Annotated in this window: 17 protein-coding genes and 1 pseudogene; 7 read left to right on the top strand and 11 right to left on the bottom strand. The window is 54.7% G+C overall.

Going from position 1 to position 23,182, the window contains the following annotated elements; all coding sequences use genetic code 11:
• The 3 genes and pseudogenes from E4P01_RS07100 to E4P01_RS07090 all read right to left on the bottom strand — a co-directional run.
• A pseudogene (locus E4P01_RS07100) lies at nt 1–1,204 on the bottom strand (type IV secretion protein Rhs); the annotation flags it as partial.
• A gap of 135 nt (nt 1,205–1,339) precedes the next feature.
• Entirely contained in the window at nt 1,340–1,720 is a 381-nt protein-coding gene (locus tag E4P01_RS07095; RefSeq protein ID WP_216090363.1) for a MerR family transcriptional regulator, read from the bottom strand.
• On the bottom strand, nt 1,659–2,303 hold the full coding sequence (locus tag E4P01_RS07090; RefSeq protein WP_216090362.1) for an NAD(P)H-dependent oxidoreductase: 645 nt from the start codon (nt 2,301–2,303) through the stop codon (nt 1,659–1,661). Before E4P01_RS07090 ends, E4P01_RS07095 begins: the two co-directional genes overlap by 62 nt.
• A 183-nt stretch (nt 2,304–2,486) precedes the next feature.
• On the opposite strand from E4P01_RS07090, the gene E4P01_RS07085 reads away from it, so the two are divergent.
• Nucleotides 2,487–3,518, top strand: coding sequence for a PDDEXK nuclease domain-containing protein (locus tag E4P01_RS07085; RefSeq protein WP_216090361.1), 1,032 nt, complete (start codon nt 2,487–2,489; stop codon nt 3,516–3,518).
• Nucleotides 3,519–3,578: 60 nt separating this feature from the next.
• Here E4P01_RS07085 and ycaC read toward each other — a convergent pair whose 3' ends face one another.
• A complete protein-coding gene (gene ycaC, locus E4P01_RS07080) occupies nt 3,579–4,211 on the bottom strand; it encodes an isochorismate family cysteine hydrolase YcaC (protein ID WP_003194533.1) in 633 nt (210 codons plus the stop codon).
• 505 nt (nt 4,212–4,716) lie between these two features.
• Here ycaC and E4P01_RS07075 point away from each other — a divergent pair.
• Nucleotides 4,717–4,953: a hypothetical protein gene (locus E4P01_RS07075; protein WP_216090360.1), complete on the top strand. Its 237-nt coding sequence runs from the start codon at nt 4,717–4,719 to the stop codon at nt 4,951–4,953.
• A 335-nt stretch (nt 4,954–5,288) separates the two neighbouring features.
• Here E4P01_RS07075 and E4P01_RS07070 read toward each other — a convergent pair whose 3' ends face one another.
• Entirely contained in the window at nt 5,289–8,579 is a 3,291-nt protein-coding gene (locus E4P01_RS07070; protein ID WP_216090359.1) for a DEAD/DEAH box helicase family protein, read from the bottom strand.
• Between the two features lie 457 nt (nt 8,580–9,036).
• Here E4P01_RS07070 and E4P01_RS07065 point away from each other — a divergent pair, with 457 nt between their 5' ends.
• From E4P01_RS07065 to E4P01_RS07045, 5 genes are read left to right on the top strand one after another with little or no spacing between them, the layout of a single operon-like run.
• Nucleotides 9,037–10,719: a class I SAM-dependent DNA methyltransferase gene (locus E4P01_RS07065; RefSeq protein WP_216090358.1), complete on the top strand. Its 1,683-nt coding sequence runs from the start codon at nt 9,037–9,039 to the stop codon at nt 10,717–10,719.
• Nucleotides 10,709–12,004, top strand: coding sequence for a restriction endonuclease subunit S (locus tag E4P01_RS07060; protein ID WP_216090357.1), 1,296 nt, complete (start codon nt 10,709–10,711; stop codon nt 12,002–12,004). Before E4P01_RS07065 ends, E4P01_RS07060 begins: the two co-directional genes overlap by 11 nt.
• Nucleotide 12,005: 1 nt before the next feature.
• A complete protein-coding gene (locus tag E4P01_RS07055) occupies nt 12,006–13,181 on the top strand; it encodes an SIR2 family protein (RefSeq protein WP_216090356.1) in 1,176 nt (391 codons plus the stop codon).
• Nucleotides 13,182–13,220: 39 nt separating this feature from the next.
• Complete coding sequence (locus E4P01_RS07050; RefSeq protein ID WP_216090355.1) at nt 13,221–13,640, top strand: hypothetical protein; 420 nt, start codon at nt 13,221–13,223, stop codon at nt 13,638–13,640.
• A gap of 5 nt (nt 13,641–13,645) precedes the next feature.
• Entirely contained in the window at nt 13,646–16,822 is a 3,177-nt protein-coding gene (locus E4P01_RS07045; protein ID WP_216092202.1) for a type I restriction endonuclease subunit R, read from the top strand.
• A 65-nt stretch (nt 16,823–16,887) separates the two neighbouring features.
• Here the strand turns inward: E4P01_RS07045 and E4P01_RS07040 are convergent, their stop codons facing one another.
• From E4P01_RS07040 to E4P01_RS07015, 6 genes are all read right to left on the bottom strand, one after another.
• Nucleotides 16,888–17,169, bottom strand: a complete 282-nt coding sequence (locus E4P01_RS07040) for a hypothetical protein (RefSeq protein WP_216090354.1) — start codon at nt 17,167–17,169, stop codon at nt 16,888–16,890.
• Complete coding sequence (locus tag E4P01_RS07035; protein WP_216090353.1) at nt 17,166–18,146, bottom strand: integrase domain-containing protein; 981 nt, start codon at nt 18,144–18,146, stop codon at nt 17,166–17,168. The genes E4P01_RS07040 and E4P01_RS07035 overlap by 4 nt, the downstream gene beginning before the upstream one ends.
• Nucleotides 18,147–19,167: 1,021 nt before the next feature.
• Complete coding sequence (locus E4P01_RS07030) at nt 19,168–20,382, bottom strand: integrase arm-type DNA-binding domain-containing protein (protein WP_216090352.1); 1,215 nt, start codon at nt 20,380–20,382, stop codon at nt 19,168–19,170.
• A 359-nt stretch (nt 20,383–20,741) separates the two neighbouring features.
• Nucleotides 20,742–21,515 (bottom strand): helix-turn-helix transcriptional regulator, encoded by a 774-nt coding sequence (locus E4P01_RS07025; protein WP_032879273.1) that lies wholly within the window; start codon nt 21,513–21,515, stop codon nt 20,742–20,744.
• 213 nt (nt 21,516–21,728) lie between these two features.
• A complete protein-coding gene (gene ppa, locus E4P01_RS07020) occupies nt 21,729–22,256 on the bottom strand; it encodes an inorganic diphosphatase (protein WP_005791810.1) in 528 nt (175 codons plus the stop codon).
• 109 nt (nt 22,257–22,365) lie between these two features.
• Nucleotides 22,366–23,181: a M90 family metallopeptidase gene (locus E4P01_RS07015; RefSeq protein ID WP_005791808.1), complete on the bottom strand. Its 816-nt coding sequence runs from the start codon at nt 23,179–23,181 to the stop codon at nt 22,366–22,368.
• Nucleotide 23,182: the final 1 nt, after the last annotated feature.

The raw sequence follows: 23,182 nt of genomic DNA, 5'->3' as shown, positions 1-23,182 counted from the left end.
ACACCGGGCAGCCGTTGGTGACCGTCTTGTCCGCTGGCGCCGCCGCATCTCCCTTCGGATTCGACGCCATGACCGGCACATCATCCACACGCTCTTTTTGCGTCAGCACCGCGTTCTGCCGCGCCCGCCAGCGCATCTGCATCGTGCCTTGTTTCACCCAGCCGACCACACCGCGAACCGCCACCGCTTTATAACGGTCGACCGCCTGCATGAACTTGGTGAGAATCGCCAGCACCCCCTTCACGAAGCCCACGGCAGCCTTGAGAATTTGTGCGCCATGCTTGACCAGGCGAACGCTCAAATACGCCACGCCCGCCGCCGGCAACGCGATGGTCAACACCGCGCCAATCACCAGGTCAATCAGCAACGACACCATAAAACCTGCGGCCGCTTGCGCGACTTCACGGGGCGGTAACGCGTCCAGCCAGATCATGGCGGTGCGCAGTAACAGGTACAGCGCCGCCTCGTCACTGGCGAGCAACATCGCCTGTTCCATGACCTTGGGCGCATCGGTGGCGATCTGCGCCAACTTGGCCGCCTCGCTACCCAGTTGCTCGACGTACTTCAGCGGGTCTTCAAGCATCGCCTGCACCAGCTTGATGCTGTCCCACACATCCGTGATCGCCGCCCAACTGCCCGCCAGCACGCCGCTGCCAATCGCGCTGGCAGTAGAGCGTTCCCAGTGGGGTTTGAAGTCTTTCCACTGTGACCGAAGCCACTGTTCCAAGTCCGCCGTCAGCCCTGCATAGGAGGTAAACAAGGCCTCCACTTGCTGCGCTGAAACACCGCCCTGAACCCTTACCTGATAGCGCCCGCCAGCGGCGCAGTAGTGCGAGCCCTTGCCGTGCTCATCGAGCATCACCCGCGTGGAGCTGCCGTCATCCAGGCCGATCACCTCAACCGGGATGTCGCCAATCGGCACGTCATACGCTGATTCGAATTTGCTCTCGATCTCCAGCACGCCACCCACCGGGCAACGGGCCACGGTGGAGAAATCTGCATCGGTAATGCTCACCGAACGCTGCGAATCCCCAACCCGCAACACTCGGTCCATGCCCAGCAACGACGGCATATCCGCTGCATGGCTTACTGAATCCAGCGCGCGCGAATACCAGGCGCCCATTTGCTGGCGGTACTCCACCAGGCTCTGATGGAAGCCATCCAGCTCATGTTCGATAGCGGCAATGTGGGCAGCGTGGGTCATCCATGACGTCTCGACAGAAGGCAAGGCGTCGGAGTCTGCCGCAGCGAAAAGCGGCTGGATGAACGGTTTGGAAAATCAGATTGCCCTTACACGGGGCTCGCAAAAGTCAGCGGCAACTCATGCGTAAGGGCTACTTCAAATGGCGACACTACTGATTGACGAGCAGTGCCCTTGGGCGTTTTTCAGTTGGGTTTCAAACTCAATCAAGCCCGCCTGCATCCGTTGCAACACGGTGATTTGCGCGGCCAGCGCTTGCTTCTTGTTGGCGATGGCTTGGTCCGCCCTGTCCCAGGGAAAGGCGTCACCGTCGTACCCCAGCAAAATCTCCTGCAACTCCTTGAGTTTGAACCCGAGCTGCTGGGCGCATTTGATAAAGGTCAGTCGCTCTACGCTCTGCGCCGTATAAACCCGATAGCCACCAAGGCGTTGCGGCTCGGGCATCAATCCAATCGCCTCATAGTGACGAATCGCCTTGATGGTCGTGCCGGACAACTGCGCGGCTTTGCCGATGTACATGAAAATTCCCTTTCTCAAATAATGCGCCGGCCTGTTTCAGCCACTTGGCCCGCTGCGTCAGCGTAGCGCCCAGCACCGGCCCGAACAGCAGCGTCTTGCTCGGTGTGATGCCGCACAGCGCCAGCGTGGTGCGACGCATCTGGTGGATGGCCGGCATGCGGTAGACCCAGCGGTAATACCACGCCGGCGTGTCCAGGGTCACTAACAAGTGCGCGCTTCGGCCCTTGAGCAGCTTGTCAGGGAATGCCTTGCCTGCGCGGTATTTGAAGGCGAAGCCGGGTAGGAAAACTCGGTCGATAAAGCCTTTCATCAGTGCCGGGATACCACCCCACCAAACAGGGAAAACCCATGTGAGGTGCTCGGCCCAAAGGATGTCGGCTTGGGCGCTGAGCAAGTCGGGTTCCAGTGTTTGGGCCTGGGTATAACCGTGGTGAAGAATCGGGTCGAATGTGAGGTTGCCCAGGTGCAGGATGCGTACTTCGTGACCTGCCGTTTTCGCAGCGTGGATATAGGTCTGCGCCATGGCTGAACAAAAACTATCGGTGGACGGATGGCCGAGAATGACCAGGATGCGCTGACTCATGCTGAAGGCTCCTGAAATGGGCGTTCAGGGTAGGGGGTGCCGTATAGGGGAGAGTCAAGGGCCACAGCCAGTGCCAGCAGGACCTTTCTGCAGGGTACGCAGGACGCGTCCGAGAGTACTCATGAGCGCTTGTGACGGCACAGCGGGCTAACTAGCCTGCTGAAAACACAAGAGTAAAAAGGCATGAGCGAGACCTCCATCGGGTTGACGGCACCTCCAGAGGGCTACAGTGATTGGCTGACAGACCTCAAGGGCCGTATCCATAACGCACAGCAGCGTGCGTCAATCGCGGTCAATCGTGAACTGGTGCTGCTCTACTGGCAGATCGGTCGCGATATTTTGACCCGTCAGAACGATCAAGGCTGGGGTAGCAAAGTGATCGACCGCCTTGCGCAGGATCTGCGGGCGGCCTTTCCAGACATCAAGGGTTTTTCGCCGCGCAATCTGAAGTACATGCGTGCTTTTGCCGAGGCGTGGCCGGATTCTGAATTTGTGCAACAAGCTGCTGCACAATTGCCCTGGGGTCACAACCTAGTGTTGCTCGATAAGCTTCCGGGCCCCGAAACACGTCGTTGGTACATTCTCCAGGCCGTTAAACACAGCTGGTCGCGCAACACGCTGATGATGCACATTGAAAACCGCCTGCTGGAACGCAGTGGCAAGGCCGTCAGTAACTTTGAAAGCCATCTGCCCAAAGCCCAATCCGATCTGGCGCGTGAAACCCTCAAGGACCCTTACCGCTTTGACTTCCTCAGCCTGGGCCTGAACGCGCAAGAGCGTGATATTGAAAACGCCCTGATCAAGCATGTCACCGACTTCTTATTGGAATTAGGCGCAGGCTTTGCCTTCGTAGGCCGGCAAGTGCTGCTGAATGTGGGCGGTGATGAATTCTTCGTCGACCTGCTGTTCTATCACTTGAAGCTGCGTTGCTACGTGGTGATCGAACTCAAGGCTGGCAAGTTCAAGCCCGAACACCTGGGCAAACTGAGCTTCTACCTCGCAGCTGTGGATGCCGAGATAAAGCACCCACAGGATGGCCCGACGATTGGTCTGTTGTTGTGCAAAGGTAAAAATGAGGTGGTGGCTGAATATGCACTGCGCGATAACAACCGACCTATCGGCGTGGCGGAATATCAATTGGTGGAATCTTTGCCCGCAGAATTGCAAACCAGTTTGCCGAGTATTGAGCAGATCGAACGGGAGTTGGCGGGCTAGGGGCGGGCAAGCAATGGAAAAAGCCTGCTTTTCAGGGCAGGCTTATCACGCTGGGTTTGCTTATTTCTGATGAGCTGTCAGCGCCGCGTAACCGTTCATCAAGTTGCGATAGTTGGGAATCCGCTGGGACAACAGGTTACCCAGGCCTTCGATATCGTTGCGCCAGTCGCGGTGCAGCTCACACGCCACCGAGAACCAGTTCATCAACTGCGCACCGGCCTGCGTCATCCGGCTCCACGCCGCCTGCTGCACCGTGGTGTTGAACGTGCCGGACGCATCCGTCACCACAAACACCTCAAAGCCTTCCGCCAGCGCCGACAAGGTCGGGAACGCCACGCACACATCCGTCACCACACCGGCAATGATGATCTGCTTGCGCCCGGTGGCCTTGATCGCCTTGACGAAGTCTTCGTTGTCCCAGGCGTTGATCTGGCCTGGGCGGGCGATGTACGGCGCATCCGGGAACATTTCCTTCAACTCTGGCACCAGCGGGCCATTGGGGCCTTGCTCGAAGCTGGTAGTGAGGATGGTCGGCAGGTTGAAGAACTTGGCCAGGTCAGCCAAGGCCAACACGTTGTTCTTGAACTCGTTGGGCGAAAAGTCCTGCACCAGGGAAATCAAGCCGGTTTGGTGATCGACCAGCAGAACGATAGCGTCGTCTTTGTTCAAGCGGTTGTAGGTGGGAGCGCTCATGGTTGAATCCTTTTTTGTTTAGGTTGGTTGGGCGTTGCGTTCAACATGGGCACAGATTAATGGGTGGGTGGCGGGGGATAAATCGGGTGGGACGAGTCTTACTGTCAACTTAAAGAGGACAATTGTGAGCGCGCGATTGAAGGCTCCGTACTGCTGCGCATAACGTGAATGGATTGCCTGATTTTGAGTCGCCAGCAGGTCCGATCCCTTTCATTTGCAGGACGTTTCCGAGAGAATCCCAACCGCTTGCGCCAGTGGAGTTGGGTGACTAGGCTGCTGACCGTCACTGCTAATTCAGTGATCGGGTTTAGTCGCCCGGATTCGATTGGCGCATAAGCAACTCATGAGTCAGGCACTCTTTCGCCTGCATCTTATGGTGGCTGTGCGCAGGGCACCTTCGGGTGCGCCGGGTTACCAATCGACCGGTCGACTAACCTGCGTACAGCTGCCGCCTTTCGTTTAGTCGCGTAAATGGCAGCTTCAAATTATCGATTGGAGTTTTGCTATGGATAATATTGTTTCGGATTTACCGTCGTCAGGCGCCACCTACCCATTCACCGTCAATGAAGAACTGAGCCTCGAGGATGCCTGGGTGCAGGCGGCTGAGCTGCTGCATTGTGCGCTGGCTACGTCACAGGTGATCGGCGAGTCAGTGGCTGCGCCGCAGAGGGCGGTGATGCATCTGGTGGAGATGGCGAAGATGGTGGCGGATAGGGCTGTGGAGTGTTTGCAGCCTAAATAACGCCTATTGAAGGATGGGTAGGATACCTGCCCGCCTTTGTTGACGATTCAATTGTCCAGCAGCTGCTGGACAATTGAACTGTATTCTTACAGGCATTAAAAAGCCGGCTTGTGGTTAGCTTTTTGTTGAAGCATCTATTTGAATTTCAAAAGGTTGGTAATTTGAAATTTATTTCTGATCCCCCATTTGTTCCCCCACTTTTTCGTGAGTTATACACGGTATTTGACCGGCTTTTTTATGGGTAAAGACGCATTGTTTTTATTTTTTGAGCGAGCCGTTCATGTGAGAGTCTAGGTGAGGAACGATTCGCCAGCCTGTATGGATTGTTAATCTGACTATTCGTGAACCACTACTGTCAAAGGTATTGAGAATGTTTCCTTCAAAAAAAGCTCCGTGGCACCTAGGACGTCCAGAAACGCCGGTGCAACGCTGGACACCGTAAAGCCGGGCTGAACGATGACTACCTGGTATTCAAATACCGCTGTCCGTGCAGCGTTGAAAAGTTGCTGCAATTGGCCTCGGTTTCCCCTCTCAAATCGACTGGGTTTCCCGGCTTCAGCGCGACGGTCCTCCTGATGTAGCAGGTGCTTTAACATTCGTCGAGGATTCTCTCGCCATTGAACACTCTTCTGCGCCTGTCCGCAGACTTCGTAGAAATCGTTGATACGAGCACCAGGTGCTTCTGCACCGGAATACTTACAATGAAATAAGTGCACCAGAATTTTTTCACCTGCCTTTTTGAGCGCGACGACGTCGGCTACCTCACCCTTGCCATCTCCGTCGAAAACAAAGTCGAAGGCTTCTGAGTCCGCTAAAACTACGTCAATGACTCGCCGTTGAATCGAAAAAGGCTTTTTCTCAAGCCCTTGGGACTCAACCTTCAAATCCACACCACTCCAGTCCCAAGTAGTGATTTTAGCTGGATCAAAGCTGATTCTCTTCTCATCCTTCGGCAGTTCGAACAGCTCGTTAAACACTAAAAAGTCGCCAGTATTAAAGTGAACTATAGGAGGCTCTTCATTAAACCACTCGGCCAATGTCCTGCGTTTCCCCCTGATTGTCGCGAACGCCTCTTCGCCTGCTACCTGTTCAATGGTGGCCATCTCCTCTGAGAAGACATATTGGAATTGAGCAGACACATTCGCAACCTCTACGGAAAAAGACAACGGCTGATCCTCTTGGTGGTTGGATACCCTCAGTTCGGTCTCGTATAGGGCAGCTTTAAACTCACCGATTTCGATCTCAACACGTTCTTCTGGTTGGTGTTGGAAACCTTCCGGCCAGACAATCATGATGGGGACTAATGGTGGTCGTTTTTGAATTCGACGTGCTCGAATCAAGCGTTTGAATATCCCGTCAACCTCCACGCTTGAATCCTTCATTTTCGATCCTATGTGGGCGCACCAATCCACCCACTCAGAAAGATCGTACGCAATCTTTTGCGACCACACTCTCCCTTTAAACGAACATCCTATGGTGGTGAGCTCATCGTTTTCATATCCCAACCCAAACACGTTCGACATCTTTCGATTGGACAGAGAAGCAGCATTCAAACCCTCCGCAATATCCGTTCCCATAAACATGGTGTAGCGAATATTTTTCCCAAAGGCATGGCTAATCCCTAGATTGGTAAGTAGCAGGCGATTCACGCGACCCAGTACGCGGAAGATGTCTTTCCCGAAGATACGATCTGTTGTGCCACACACTGCTTCAGCTACCTTCTCGTGAAAGTCTTTACTGGAGCTGTTGATGAAGAGAAGCTTCTGCTGTTCATTCCAATGAAGGACATGAAGATTCCATTCCACGTTTTGGATCTGTTTAACCTCGCCCCAACGGATTGGTTCTTCATCTCGTGTTATAAAAATCGCGATGTTACTGTCTGGATTCACCACCGGCCCGGCATGCAGCCGAGTCCCCGAAACCTCATCGGTAATTTTGAGCGGATCCCACTGCTCACAATTCGTGCGATAGGCCACTGCACTCATTCGGGGGAAAAGTGTTTGCAGCGGGATGTCATCCAGTCGGCCGGTGAACCCCTCCAGCATCTCATTGCGTTTCTGCGCCCGACCCGTAGCTGTTTCGCTAAGCATCTTGAGTAGAAAATTCCAGTCAGCATCCTCGGCGTAAAGGTTACGGAGCGCGCTGTGGGTGGTTTCGTCAGCGATATTGGCTACCACGTGTGCGTCGCCAACATTTTGTGGGAAGTCCCGCGTGAAACGCCCTACGAACTGCAGCGTGATGGCAAGACTCTTGTGGCGATCATGAAGTGCTGCAATCTTCAACTGGGGTAGATCGAAGCCCTCCCCAAACATGTCGACACAGATCAGAATGCGGCTTCGTCGCTCCAGCAAGGCCTTCAATCGGGACTCACGTTCTTGGCGAGGCAGCTTGCTATGGATCACCACCGGAGCATGTTCAGAGAACTCTCGACAATAGATGGCTTCGATGTCGGCCGCTCGACTCGTGTTGTCGGTACGGGCCATCAGTAGGTGATCCAGTCCCAGACGAACATCTGCATCAAGCTGCCTGACCGCCCGCCTTGCAATGGTTACATCTGCTTCTGCGGTGTAATCCTCAACCGAGAGGAGCTTAACTGGTCGAAAGTATCCTTCAGTTTGCGCTCGGGCCAGAGGGTAGGAATAAATGAACCGTCCATCCACTCGCTTGCCATCCGTTCGAAAAGGAGTAGCGGTGAACTGCATGATCGGCTTTTTCCCATCGAAGCGACGCCTGAAGTCGCTCCAGGTACGCGCCGCAATGTGATGCGCCTCATCAATGAACAGGTGGGAGCACAACGCTACCATCCGATCCTGCACCTCGGAATCGCACTGTCCTACCACATTCATGTTCGCTACGATGACGTTCACACGTCTAAAGACTAGTTCGACGTCCTCTACGGTCTTGGGGAGATGCTTAAGTGTGGCGACAACCGGTGGCCTGATTGAAGAGGGCACGCAGCCGCATTCCACCAGCTTGCCTAATGTCGCAAATTTTTCGACGAGCTGATCACGTAGCGCAGAGTTGGGCACGACGACCAGTAGCTTACGAATCTGTGCACGAACTAATAGTGCCAACATCGTTTCGGTTTTGCCCGTGCCGGTTGGCATAACAATAGTCGCCGGCGACTCGGTGGTGCTCCAGTGTGCCAGTGCGGCATAGAGCGCGCCGATTTGAGGGCGCCTAAGCCCCTTCTGGCCATCCTCTCGATTCTCTTCCCTAAACTCAAAACAGTTTGCCCAGCTATCAACGATGCTAGCGCACCGGGCTTCACTGACCGCCAGTGGTTCATGCCTCAGGCTAGCCGCCCGAGGCATTAACCAGGAGCTTGACTTCTGCCGTTCAATATCAAAACAGTCCGATATTTCACTGACATCCTTCATCAGTAAGCAAGCATCCGCGGGAGTGGCAGCAGCCGTCTGGCGCGGAGAGATAAAGACCGTTCCATTCCCATCCTGAGCCAGGAAGCCGCTAAGACCTCCTTTATGGAAGCGACTGATCGTCACGTGTCGAGCATGGGGAACGCTTCGATAGGCTACGACTGAATTGCCAAGCACCGTTGCCGACAGCGCTTTGCATCCCGGTACACACAACGTACCGGTTTCATCGAATAAATCCGTTTTGATCACTGGCTCGCTCCCTGCTATGCGTCTGTCGGAGGCTCCTCTGACTGGAGGGTCTCGTGTAACGGCATTAACCACGTATCAGCACTGTAACGAGCAATCTGGCACTCGGCCACATTAAATGGAGGCTTCGCTCCCTACGCTTACCTGGCAGTATGGTGTGTTGGCCTATAACCGCTGTGCGCTTGTGTTCCCCTTTGCTCTACACCGAACTTCAGGGGACGACGCAGTGCATGTCTCACTGTTTACCTATGAAATCGGTAGCCCGCATCCGCGATATAAGCCTTGATTTAATCTGGATTGTTCTAGGGTTAAGGCCATAGTGCTCCCCTGTTTGCGTTTCCCTTTAGGGCTCCAGGAGTTAAAGTGCGCGTTGATCTCGGAGCTCTGACAGAATCGCCCTCCTAAATTTTTTTTGCCTAAGGCAGCGTGTTGTCCGTCGCTGTTTGTATGCATACAAGGTATGAATGGAATGACCAGCAACGAAGAACAGCAATTTCTCAACGGGCTGGAGAAAAAGCTCTGGAATGCGGCCGATAAATTACGCTCCAGCCTTGATGCCGCCGTCTACAAACACGCCGTGCTTGGCTTAATTTTCCTAAAGTACGTCAGCGACACCTTTGCCGAGCGCCGCGTTGAGTTGGAGGCGCAATTCCGTGATCCCGAGCACGAATATTACCTTGGTGGCGACGAAGAACTGATCAAGGAAGAACTGGAAGTCCGCGACTTCTACACCGAGAAAAACGTGTTCTGGGTGCCGGAAATCGCCCGTTGGGACACTCTACAAAACAACGCCAAGCTACCCATTGGTACGCACTTTATGCTCAGAACCGCCCAGGGCAGCCAGGCGATGGAGATGCGCACTATCGGCTGGCTGATCGATACCGCCTTGGACCATGTGGAAAAGGAAAACCACAAGCTCAAGGGTGTGCTCAACAAGACCTACACCCAATTGAGTATCGAAGCGGACAAGTTGACTGGCTTGATCGACCTGATCGGCAGTATCCCCTTCCAGCACGCTAGCCTGCACGCCAAGGATATTCTCGGCCATGTCTACGAGTACTTCCTCGGCCAGTTCGCCCTAGCCGAAGGTAAGAAGGGCGGCCAGTACTATACGCCCAAGGCCATCGTCACGCTGATCGTGGAAATGCTCCAGCCATTCAGGGGACGGGTGTATGACCCCGCCATGGGCTCCGGCGGTTTCTTCGTGCAGAGCGAGCGCTTTATCGAAGAGCACGAGGGTAAGCTGGGTAATATCTCTGTCTACGGTCAGGAGTCCAACCCCACCACCTGGCGCCTCGCAGCGATGAACATGGCCATTCGTGGCATCGATTTCAACTTCGGTGGTCGGTGGGCCAGTACGTATAGCGAAGACCTGCACCCGGACCTGCGCGCCGACTTCGTGATGGCCAACCCGCCGTTCAATATGAAGGAATGGAAAAGCGGGGTGAAGGACGATGACCAGCGCTGGGTCTATGGCACCCCGCCTGACGGCAACGCTAACTTCGCTTGGCTGCAGCATATGCTTCACCACCTGGCACCCAATGGCAGCCTGGGTCTGCTGTTGGCCAACGGTTCGATGAGCTCCAATACCAATAACGAGGGCGAAATACGTAAAGGCCTGATGTTGGGTCACGCCAAGGGGCAGGCGGATGTGGTCGAGTGTATGGTCGCTCTGCCGGGCCAGTTGTTTACGAATACGCAGATTCCCGCCTGTATCTGGTTTCTCACCAAAAACAAGCACGTCCGCGAAACAGCCAGCGGCCGCAAACTGCGTGACCGCAGTAAAGAAGTGCTGTTTATCGACGCCCGTGACCTTGGTTTTATGAAGGATCGCGTGCTGCGTGACTTTACTCGCGAGGATATCCACAAGATCGTCAGCACCTATCACGCCTGGCAGACCGGCATGGGCTATGAGGATGTGCTGGGCTTTTGCAAATCCGCAACCCTGGATGATATCGCCAAGCACGACTATGTGCTGACCCCCGGTCGTTATGTCGGTGCAGCGGAAGTTGAAGAGGATGATGAGCCCTTTGCAGAGAAAATGCAGCGATTCAGTGCCCAGCTAAAAAGCCAGTTTGAGGACAGCGCCAAATTAGAAGATCAGATAAGGAAAAACTTGGCGGGGTTGGGTTATGACTGCTGATTGGAGGAAGTATAAACTCTCGCAGTTGGGTGAAATAAAAACCGGGAGAACGCCGCCGTCATCTGTAAAAAATGCTTTTGGTGGGAGTTTTCCATTTGTTACTCCTAGGGACATGAATGGTAGCAAATGGGTTGAAGGTACGGAGCGTGGTCTTACTGAAGAGGGCTTGCTTTCGGTAAGAAGTTGTATCGTTCCGGGTAGAAGTGTTGCGGTTTCTTGTATCGGTTCCGATATGGGAAAGGCTGTTATGGTTTCCACTCCAAGTGTTACTAATCAACAGATAAATGTGTTGTTGGTTGATGAGACGCAGTTTAACTCTGAGTATGTTTATTATTGCTTGTCTCAGCGGCAGGATGAGTTGAAAAGCATTGCTGGCGGCTCCGCAACGCCTATTTTAAATAAAGGGCATTTCTCAAATGTAGAAATAACTGTGCCGAGAAAATGCTATCAGGACTCAGTTGTTGAGATTTTGAGTAGTTTTGATAGGAAAATCGCCCTTAATCGCAAAATTATCCAAGCACTTGAGGAAATTACCCAAGCTATCTTTAAATCCTGGTTTGTCGACTTTGATCCTGTTTACGCCAAAATGGCCGGTCAACAACCGGAGGGTATGGATGCTGCCACGGCGGCTCTGTTTCCGAGTGAGTTGATGGAGTCGGAACTAGGGCTGATTCCGAAAGGCTGGGACGTGGCAACCTTGAAGCAGCTCACCAGTAAGGTTGGTAGTGGTGCAACCCCAAGAGGTGGGCGCGAAGTATATCTCGATGAAGGTATTGCTCTAATACGCAGCCAAAATGTGTATGACTCGGAATTTGTTTGGGGAGGATTGGCTCGTATTTCTGATGATGCGGCGAGCCAGCTAAAAGGCGTTGAGGTTTTTTCGAAAGATATTTTAATGAACATCACTGGAGCCTCGATTTTACGAACTTGTGTTGTCCCGCAGGAAGTATTGCCTGCGCGGGTCAATCAGCATGTTGCAATTATTCGGGCTAAGAGCGAAGTCTCACCTCGTTATCTACATCTACACCTGTTGCAGCGACAAGTGAAAGATTATTTGCTCGGCCTGAATACAGGCGGCTCGAGAGAGGCTGTGACGAAAAGTCATATCGAATCCGTACAGATATTGAACCCGGGGCGGGATGTGCTACTGAAATTCCAGCAAATGGTTGAACCATTATTTTCTGAAGTCGAAAATTTGGCCAGCCAGGCAAGAGTATTGTCGAATCTTCGCGATACCCTTTTACCAAAACTGTTGTCGGGTGAGCTAAAGGTTAAGGAGACCTGATATGTCCATTGACAGGGTTAAGGAAAATCAGGCTGTCATCGAACGTATTGAATCATTTCTTACCACGGGATATGAGTCTAATCCGGAGTTTAACGCCGTTCTAAATGGTGAAGCTCCCATCAGTATTAGAAGCCTGAAAGATCAGAAGGCTAGCTATAGTTATGAGGTTGGCGAGATTCTCTATTGGGTGGATCGTGCTAGTTATTTGGATGAACTGGAAAGCTGGAATGGTGAGCAAATAAGATCTAATCACTCATTGGCGATAGCATTCTTGGAGGAGAGTCATCAAGAAGCTGTATTGAGGGATTTGGTTGACGCTATTCGTAAGCGTCGAGTAGCTCCGTTTATTGGGGCGGGTGTTTCGAGTGCCGCGGGTTATCCGTTGTGGGGCAGTGCACTTAAGATGCTAATTGCTAAGCATCGGTTGGCAGGGCTTGAAGTGACTGCGATCGAGGCCGCAATAGACCGTTTTGACTTTCTTGAGGCGGCGCAACAGTTGTATGAACAATTGCCGAAGGGTGTTGATAACTTTATTCATACAGAGTTTCGCCTGAAAAATGATGATGAGCCTGAAATTAAAAAGGGCTACCCCTATTTAATTGAGTTATTGCCACGGCTTTCTAGTGGCTGCGTAGTAACCACGAATTTCGACAAGCTTATCGAGACGTTCTTGCGCGAAGGTGATCGTTCTCTGGTGGATGGCTGCATGCTGGGGGATAAACAGGGCATAGAGTTTGTTCATCGACTTCTAAACGGAGATCGATGTATCCTCAAGCTTCATGGTGAACATTCCCGCCCGGACACTCATGTTTTTACCCGCGAGCAATATGAGCGAGCGTATGGGGCCGCTTTTGATTTTAGTAAGGAATTACCAAAGGCTTTGCGGCAGATTTATATCAGTAACTCTCTACTTTTTGTTGGTTGTTCTTTGGAGCAAGATCGTACGCTTGATCTGTTTGCGCACGTGATAGCTTCAAAACAGTTCGAGATTCCTAAACACTTCGCATTCTTGCCTGACCCTAAAAATGGTCCGCTTAAACAGGCAAAGGAAAACCGTCTGTTGGAGCTGAATATCCAACCCATCTGGTATCGGGTCGAAGAGCACGACCATTCGATGTTGACTCTATTAGTCGATCTAGCTGTGGATATGGCGGAGCGTAAGGTGAGCTTGAAGTGATGGCGAGTCCTTGTTTTATCCGCGCGGGGGATTTAGTTGATGTCTAGTTATCAACCATCCTACCAACTTAACCAAAGCATCCTCCTGCTGATTGCCTCTATCTGTGAGCAGTTTGGGCGCTGGTCGGAGACGGGCGTGGCTTCGTTCTCATCCCATTTACGCCGCGATAACCGTATCCGCACCCACCGTGCCTCAATGGCCATCGAGCAAAACTCCCTTTCGCTTCGGCAGATGACCCCCGTGCAGGACAGAGAGCGTGTGTTTGGCTCGTCGGAGGAACGTTCGGAGAAGATTTTTGCGATGTTTTGCAGCGAAGCACGCCTGTCGGCCAGAGTTCTGGCAGAGCATTTTGGTCTCAGCCCGAAGGTAATGGAAAAACAGATTGCCAAGCTGCGCGAGCAGGGGCACTTGCGCCGCATCGGCCAAGCGAAGGGTGGCCATTGGGAGGTTATGCAGTGAAGCTTATTACCGAAGATTTGCTGGAGCAGCTGTGCTTGGAGTGGTTCCGTGAGGGCGGCTATGAGATCGCCTACGGGCCGGATTTGTCTCCGGATGGCGAGGCCTCCGAGCGCTTGGATTACCGCCAAGTGATTCTTAGCGGTCGCCTGTTTGCCGCGTTGGTGCGGATTAACCCGCATATCCCTTCGGTCGTGTTGCAGGAGCAGGTAGTGGAGATGCTCGGCAAGCTGCAAAGCCCCATGCTGATTCACAACAACCGGCAGTTTCAACGCTGGCTGCTGGAGGGCGTGCCGGTGCAGTACCGCGATGCAGACGTGATGCAACACGAACATGTGCAACTAGTGGACTTTCAGGCCGCGCATAACAACCAGTTTCTGGTAGTCAACCAGTTCACTCTGCAAGGCAGCAAGGTTAACCGCCGGCCCGATCTATTGGTGTTTATCAATGGCCTGCCGATGGCGGTAGTCGAGCTGAAGAACCCTGGCGACGAGAATGCTGATATCTGGGATGCCTGCAACCAGTTGCAGACTTATAAGGAGGAGCTTCCAGAGTTGTTCCTGTTCAACCAGGCTCTGGTGATTTCCGATGGAGTCACCGCGCGAGTCGGTTCGCTGACCGCCAACAAGGAACGTTTTTTGCCTTGGCGCACCATTCATAATGAGAACGACAAGCCGTTACTTTCTTATGAGTTGGAGGCCGTGGTACGCGGCTTCTTCCAGCGCGAGATGTTTCTCGACTACATCCGTCATTTCGTACTGTTCGAGCAGGATGGTGATCGCCTGATCAAGAAAATTGCCGGTTACCACCAGTTTCATGCCGTGCGCGAGGCAGTTCGCGTCACGCTGATAGCGGCTGCAGCCGAGGGTGAGCTGCGAGAGGAACGCGCCAATTACGGCAAGCGGGTGGAGCCGCGCAAAGCTGGAGTGGTGTGGCATACCCAGGGGTCGGGCAAGAGCATCTCCATGGTCTGCTATGCCGGCAAGCTGCTGCAGCAACCTCAGATGCAGAACCCCACACTGGTGGTGGTGACCGACCGTAACGAGCTGGATGGTCAGCTGTTTGACAACTTCAAGAGCGCCAAGATGCTGCTCAAGCAGGAGCCGGAGCAGGCCAATAGCCGTGAGGAGTTGCGTGAGATGCTGACGTCGCGGCAGTCCGGCGGCATTATTTTCACCACGGTGCAGAAGTTTTCGCTGCTGGAAGGCGAAGAAACACATCCGGCCCTGATCCAGCGCAGCAATGTGGTGGTGATTTCTGACGAGGCACACCGTAGCCAGTACGGTTTGAAAACTCGCTTGGTAGAATTGAAAGATAAAGCTAGCGGCGAAGTCACGGGGCACAAGTATGTGAGCGGCTATGCCAAGCATCTGCACGACGCCATCCCTAATGGCACTTTTATCGGATTTACCGGCACGCCGATTGCCAATGAAGACAAGGACACTCGAGCGGTATTTGGCGGTTACATCAGCATCTACGATATCCAGGATGCTGTGGATGATGGCGCAACCGTACCCATCTATTACGAAAGTCGGCTGGCTAAGCTGGACATCAATCAGGCCGAGATCGAGCAGCTTAACGACGACGTTGAGGAGGTCATCGAGGACGAGGAAGATATCTCCTTCCGAGAAAAGACCAAGAGTCAGTGGGCTGCCCTGGAGAAATTGGTAGGGGCTGAACCACGCATCAAGCAGGTGGCCAGCGACCTGGTGCAGCACTTCGATGCGCGTACTGCGGCCCTAGATGGCAAGGGCATGATCGTGGGCATGAGTCGGGAAATTTGCGTGCATCTGTACAACGCCATAGTAGCACTGCGTCCTGAGTGGCACAGCGCGGACCTCAACTGCGGCGCAATCAAGGTAGTGATGACCGGCTCGGCACCCGATCGCGAGCTGCTGCAACCGCACATTTACAACAAGCGGCAGAAGAAGACTCTGGAGAAGCGTTTCAAGGACCCCAGCGACCCGCTCAGGCTGGTGATCGTGCGTGACATGTGGCTGACTGGTTTCGACGCTCCCTGCGTGCATACCATGTATGTGGACAAGCCGATGAAGGGCCACAATTTGATGCAGGCCATCGCCCGGGTCAATCGGGTGTTCAAGAACAAGCCGGGCGGGCTGGTGGTGGATTACATCGGTATCGCCAGCGAGCTGAAAAGCGCGCTGAAGACTTACACCGACTCTAACGGCAAAGGTCAACCGGCTAACCTGGTGCAGGAAGCTTTCGCCCTGCTGGTGGAAAAAATCGATGTGATGCGTGGCATGTTCGCTACCGCGGTGGATGGTGAGAAGCTCGATATCAGTACCTACGCGACCAAGGCCACGTTGCTGCTGATTCCGGCTGCTAACCATGTGTTGGGGCTAGACGATGGCAAGAAGCGCTTTCTCGATTTAGTGTTAGCTATAAGTAAGGCATTCGCCCTGTGCGGTACCTTGGACGAAGCGGATGAGTACAGGAAGGAAATCGCTTTTTATTCGGCGGTGAAGGCGGTGATCACCAAGTACACGACAGTCGATAAGAAACTCACCGAGGAAGAGAAGAATTCCGCGCTCAAGCAGATCCTCGATAACGCAGTGGTGGCAGAGGGCGTGGCGGACATCTTCGAGCTGGCAGGGTTGGATAAACCCAATATCGGCTTGCTCGACGACGCATTTATGGCCGATGTCCGCGCTATGAAAAGCAAGAACTTAGCCGTGGAGCTATTGGAGAAATTGCTGCGCGACGAGATCCGCGCCCATACCCGCAGTAATGTGGTGCAGGAGAAGAAGTACAGCGACAGGTTGTTGGAAACCCTGCGCAAGTACCGAAATCGTGCCGTCGAGACCGCCCAGGTTATCGAAGAACTCATCGTCATGGCCAAAGAGTTCCAGGAAGCGCTTAAACGCCACGAAGCGTTGGGCCTAAACGAAGACGAGTTGGCATTCTATGATGCTTTGGCCAATAACGAGAGTGCCGTACGTGAGTTGGGTGACGAGATACTGAAGAAGATTGCTCATGAAATCACCGGAAAACTTCGCAGCAGTACTACTGTGGATTGGCAGGTGCGCGACAGCGTGCGAGCCAAGTTGCGCAATCTGGTGCGTATCACTTTGCGCCGCTACAAATACCCGCCGGATAAAGCCGATGAGGCGATCGAGTTGGTGCTCAAGCAGGCCGAGGTGTTGAGCGGGAAGTGGTCAAAATAATTACCGTTCACCATAATTGATGGGACATCGAGCAATTGGTGTCCCCCGCCTATGGTGTGATTTTGTCAAAGGTGAGGTCGCCAGATTATAGGTTTACCCAATCTTAGGCAGATCAATGTGACCGTCAGCCCGTAGTAGTACCGGCTGTGCTTGGAGTGGTCTTCCAGGTGCTGAGTGAGAAACCAGCGCACATGCTTGAGCTGCCAGGTCCAGGGATTATCTCGTTGAAATCGCTGTTGAATGGCCGCTTGCATGATTTTGGCTTGCCGTAGGTGTCGTTGCTGGGTGGCCTTCGAACCAGTCAGTACGCCGCTCAGGAAGAGTGTCATATCGAAGGGCTTGGTCATGCTCTACCTCCAACGTAGGCCGAAACCACATCGCTCCGGTTATGCCCGAGCTCTTGGCTGATCTGTTGGCGCGCCCGTTGATCAAGGCTGCGGTCAATGCGATAGCAGTGGCCACCATTGATCGGTGCTGTTTGACCCGTGAGCTGCTCGTAACGCTCGCAGGCGTAGGCCGCTCGCAGTTCATGAAAACCCTTCAGCTCTTGTTCATGTAGCGTTTCGCGGGCGGGGCGCACGGTCTGTTGCAGGAACGCGGCGTAGCTTTCGTCTCGGGCCAGCAAGTTGCGGCTGCCGGTCGGCGACGCATGACGAGCCAACTGCAGCGCCACCTTCACCTCTTCATTAGCCGCGATCCATCGTGGCGCTGAAGCCCCTGAACGGCCGCCTTTGGTGCCGTCTTGGATGTTGATGCGGCCTAAGTGTTCGGCCTCGCGTAGCAATCGTGGCAGGTCAGCCAGGATCGCTTCGCGCAGGCGCATGCCGGTTGCTCGGGCCAAACGGAAAATCGCCGCCACCCGCTCGTATTGCTGTTCACCAAGCACCTCAAGCACTCGCCGCACCTGTTGGCGGTCTTGGCCATCCGGTGCGCGGGTGCGTACGGTCGAGCGCCGCAATCCTAATGCCTGGCTCGGACTGGCGATCCTGACGTCCCGATCACCGCGTAGCGCTGCGAGGGTACGGTTGACGCTGCTCAGGCGGTTCTGCGCGGTAGCGATGCAGAGTTCGCCTTGCTGGATCTGCTGGCGCAGGCGAGCAGCGTAGTCTTGCAGTGTCCGTCGATCGATCTGGCGCGCATCGTTGTAACCGGGGCCGTCCTCCGATCGACACCACCGCACAAACGCTTGCCAGCGATCACTGTGCGCTTTGACCGTCCCGTAATGCCCGTCGCCAAACAGGTCTTTCAATGCCTGCGGTCCTGCGTAGCTCAGTTGCCGGCCATAGCCAAAATTGCGCCCGTCTCGTCTACCTACCAATGCCATGATCAAACGCCTCTCTAAGCCAAAACCTTTAAAACGTTCCCCACGTCATCCCGCCAAGAATGTTGAGTGTTATCAGGGATCAAGGCCCCTGCGACCTGTGAGGGTTGTCCACTAACGCGGGACTGACGGCTCTTTACGACCGGGAGCTTGGGCATCTCATGATCTGGCCTCCTGAACACTTGCGAAGAAGTGGGCGGGTGGAGGCTGCACTGGCTGACGAGACCAGCGCCGCGAGATCCTGAGTCGGGTGAAGGCAGTGATGCGATGACCGGGGCATGCCTGACTGTCAGTCAGGTGCAATCCATTCCGTGGGCTGCGGCACCATCATCGGCATCGCTGTTGCTGGTGACTTCGGCGTTTGTCACGCCGATTGTCACGAGGGGGACTGCCGCAAAGCCTTGTACGGGTTGGCCTGCAGCAGCGGTAGGTGCGCCCGTCTCTTTCCGGGAGAAAGAGACGGGCGCAGGTTGTCGCAAGGAAATGGCTAAGCGGATAGGTTGCTGCAGGGCAGCTATAAAGGGGGATAAGTTGCCGCAGTGGGCACACTGGTAAAAGTAGGCATCCATCACATTGCTGTGACCGTGCGAGCCGCCGGACGCTAATCGCACTTTGGGAGAACCACCACCGTGTGGCGTAGCCTTAAAGGTTCTGGCTACCTGGGTTGCTGTCAACGACAGCGCTTTGCCCGATCTTTTCTACGCCTGTGGATAATTTGGGTCAAGGCTCCAATTTTCGAGAGTTCTGCGGCTGTGGATGAAATTATCACCGGTGGAAATCAGTGGTTTTCCACAGACAGTTGCGTGGGCTTTAGATTTTTTAAGTGAGGTCCATCCAAGCAGGGCGGCTTTGCAGCCCTGTTTGGATGGACCCGGCTTGAAAGTCGGTAACCAAAGACCTTGTGGCCTTACACCGATGTTGATTGCGCCGTGGTTGCGGGATTGTCACCTTGATGCGTGCGCCTCAAGGTTCGACACACTCAGTGGTTGCGGCCTCATCAATCTCCCGAGGTTTCACGTTGAGCCTAATCAGCGCGTTCAGGTATGGATGTAGCGTAGATGGCCCATGCATTCATCAGCTCCCGTCGCTTATCAAAAAAATCTGATCGAGAGTACGCGCTTTCCGTTTCTCCGCGCTCGTCATGGGCCAGCGCGAGCTCGCAAATATCTCTTGGGAAAGGTGTCATTTCACCTGCCCAGTCCCGGAAGGTTGAGCGGAAGCCGTGACGAGTGATGTGCTCATAACCCAATGCATGTAGCAGATTGCGAATACCGTTAGCGTGCATCACGCCGCTTCTGCCGTGGCCGGGGAAAACGTAGGGACTTCTGGTGTTGATTTTCGGAAGACCCTTCAAAAGTGAAACCACCTCTGGAGCCAGGGGGATCGCGAACGCTTGCCGGGTTTTCATGCGCTCATCAGGCAGAGACCATCGACCCGACTCCAAGTCAAACTCATCCCAGCGTGCGAATCGGACCATATGCGAGCGAGCGCCGGTTAGAATCAGTAACTGAGCCGCGACAGACGCGTGGCTGGGGTCCTTGCGTAAGGCTTCCATGAGCTTCGGCAGGTCCTGCCATTTCAGCGCAGGATGATGCTGGCGTTTGCGAGCTTTCTTCTTCTCATACCGGCTGAGCAGGTTTTCCAGATGGCCGCGCCAGCGAGCCGGATTCTCTGCAGTCCTGAGGCCTCTGGCTCTGGCAGCATCCAGGATCTGCTCGATTTGGCCACGTACTTCGTCAGCTGTCCGCGTCTTGGTCGACCAGAGTGGCTGCAGGGCCTTGATCAGATGTTTGGTCTCGATCTGGTCAGCTGAAAGCTTCCCTATTGTAGGGAAGGCATAGAGCTCTAGTTTCCGCAGCCAGCCCTTACGCCATTTCTCCGACCAGCTCGAACCATGGGTATCTCGATAGTCGGTGGCCAGTTTCTCAAAGGTAATCAGCTGCGCCAGTTCTCGGCGTTCAGCTTCCCGTTGAGCGGCTTGTTCAGCCTGTCGTTCTGCGAGTGGGTCAGTGCCTTTGAAGATTTGGACTTTGTTTTCGTAGGCGGCCGCGCGGGCCTTTTTTAGATCGAGCTGGGGGTAGCCACCCAATCCCATCTCTCGTCGTTTGCCGTGTAGCTGAAACCGCAGCACCCAGTTTTTTCGCCCTGTAGCTTTGACGATAAGGCGCAGCCCTTCACCGTCTTCGTAGGTGCCTGGCTCGATCACATTTTCGACACACTTTGCGGTCAGCTTGCCCATCTTTTCGGCCCTCTGGTCCCCCCACTTGATCCCCCACTTGGCTGTGGAAGACGATGGATGAAAACGGACGTCACAGGAATAAACGTAGGCTGAAACCCTTGATCTAGCAAGGCTCTCGCGATTTTTAGTAGAAGAGGGTGGTTTTCAAAAAGACATTAAAAAGCCGGCTTGTGGCCGGCTTCTCGGGGACTGCCTCAGCTTGTTTTTGACAAACCTCACCAGCCTTCAAATCGCTCAGCCCACATGGCGTCGGGCTAAATAGTAGGGGCATCCGCGGGAACTCCTCCGCATCGCCTGACAGGGCAGATAGCTAAGCCATCCCCCTGCCAAATGTGCGGCGCATGATACCCACATTCACTTCAGTTGCCCACCTCCGGTTCCGATTTAGAGCCTTCCCAGCCCAATAGATGTTCATCCAGCGGCACGGGCGGCCGGCGGTTGTTGAGGGTGGACCACCAGAATACCCAGCCGACGATCTTGAAGCTTTGTTCGAAGCGTTCTTCGTGGTTGAGGTATTCGTCCGGGTGTTCGGCGGCGTTGTGGCTGCGCAGGCGCAACCCACCACCAGGTCGGTTGTAGAGGTATTTGATGCGCAGCATCCCGTCGTGCTCTACCGCATAAATTTCGCCGTCGATGATTTGGGTGCGGCCTCGGTCGATGGCAAGGGTGGCGCCTTGTTGGATGATGTCGGTCATGCTGTTGTCGACCATGTAAGCGCCTACCGCGCGGTCGGGATGGACGTTGAGGGTTTGCAGGCTGTGCCGGGAGACGCGGATGCGTTCGCTTGAGGTGAATGTGGGGTGGAGGGGGATCTCCACGTCGGTTGTTTCCGGACGGCAGGCGGGGCCTGTGAGGTATTTGCCGGTGTCTTCGCGGGTGGGCAGTAGTTTCCTTGTGTCGGGGCCTTCCAGCAGGTAGTTGGCGGGCGGGTGTTTGGGGCCTCGGCCGTCGCTTAACCAGCGACTTGAGACGCACAGCAGTTCTGCTATCTCGTTGAGTCGGCCCATGGGAACGCCGCGTTTGAACCAGTTGTTCACGTGTTGAGGCGTGACGCCGCGGTTCTTGGCGAAGTCGGAGGCGGAAAGATTAACTTCCCGGAGTAGCGCTTTTAAACGATCACCTGATGTATTCATAAACGCAGAGTTTACTGGCGGGAAAAACCAATCAAATAAACCATGCGTTGAATTGCATATGTAGGATTTGGCTTAGTTGTGGCTCGATCTTTCAGGTGTGCAACTTAGATAAACAGCATAAAATAAACATTGAACTTGATGTTTAATTTTGCCCATAAAAAAGCCCCGAACTAACGGGGCTTTCTTATTTGCCGAAGCAATCAGGCGCGGGTATCAGCCTTTGTAGGCGGCAACCGACTTCATGATCTCGGCGCGGGCGGCTTCTGCGTTGCCCCAACCGTCGATCTTCACCCATTTGCCTTTTTCGAGGTCTTTGTAGTTCTCGAAGAAGTGCTTGATCTGTTCCAGCAGCAGTGGCGGCAGGTCGGTGTATTCCTTCACGTCCACGTACAGCTGCGACAGCTTGTCGTGTGGCACTGCGATGACTTTGGCATCGCCGCCGCCGTCGTCGGTCATGTTCAGGATGCCGACTGGACGGGCGCGGATAACCGAGCCTGGGGTAACCGGGTAAGGGGTCACGACCAGCACGTCGAGGGGGTCGCCGTCGTCAGCCAGGGTGTTGGGGATGAAACCGTAGTTGGCCGGGTAGAACATCGGGGTGGCCATGAAACGGTCAACGAACAGGCAGTCGCTGTCTTTGTCGATTTCGTATTTGATCGGCGCGTGGTTGGCCGGAATTTCGATGGCGACGTAGATGTCGTTCGGCAGGTCTTTGCCAGCCGGAATCTTGCTGTAGCTCATTGGGCGTTGCCCCCGTTAGTTGGCCATATGACATGGCCGGATTGGCCTAAAAGTGGCGGCGATTATAGGCATATTCTGACGCCGATGCCATGCGCCAAGCGTCGTACGGTCATTCGCCTTGCGGCTGATAACGTGGGTCGCCGGCTTGCAGTTGGGTCAGGCGCGCCAGTGGGTCCTGGCGGTAGAAGCGGCTGAGTTGGGCGTACACCTGTGGATAGCGGTTGACCAGTAAATCCGGTGCGCTGAAAAAGTACTCGCTGGTGACGGCAAAGAATTCGGCTGGGTTTTCCGCAGCGTATGGGTCGATCTCGGTGTCGGCCTCCGGGTTGGCGTCCAGTTGGCGATTGAGGTCGTCGAAGGCGCTTTGCATCACGCTGGCCCATTCCTGCACGCGCATGTCGTGGTGCAGCGGTGGCAGGCCGTTGGCGTCGCCGTTGAGCATGTCGAGCTTGTGCGCCAGTTCATGGATGACCAGGTTGTAGCCTTCCCATTGGCCACTGGCGAGCACCCCAGGCCAGGCGAGGATTACCGGGCCTTGTTGCCAGGCTTCGCCGCTGTGTTCGCCGTCCCACTCGTGCTCCACGCCGCTGGCATCGCGATGGCGCTGCGGGCTGAGGAAGTCGTCGGGGTACAGCACGATTTCATGAAAGCCCTGATACCAGTCGAGGTCGCCCAGGTTCATCAGCGGCAATTGCGCCTGGGCGGCGAGCAGCAGGCGTTGTTCCTGGTGCAGGTCGACGCCGGGCAGGGCGGTGAGGTGTTTTTCGGCGAGGAAGATCACGCAGGCTTCGCGCAGCCACTGGTCTTGCTCGGCGCTGATGCCGTCGAGGAAGGTCAGGTGGTGGCGCACCCGTTGCCAGGTGTCATCGGCAATCGGGTGCTTGGCCAGCAGGCGCCGGCGACGCCAGGCGCTTAGGGACCACATG

The organism is Pseudomonas sp. NCIMB 10586, from assembly GCF_023127895.1.
GTDB lineage: Bacteria > Pseudomonadota > Gammaproteobacteria > Pseudomonadales > Pseudomonadaceae > Aquipseudomonas > Aquipseudomonas synxantha_A.
This window is presented reverse-complemented; position numbering and strand designations above follow the sequence as displayed.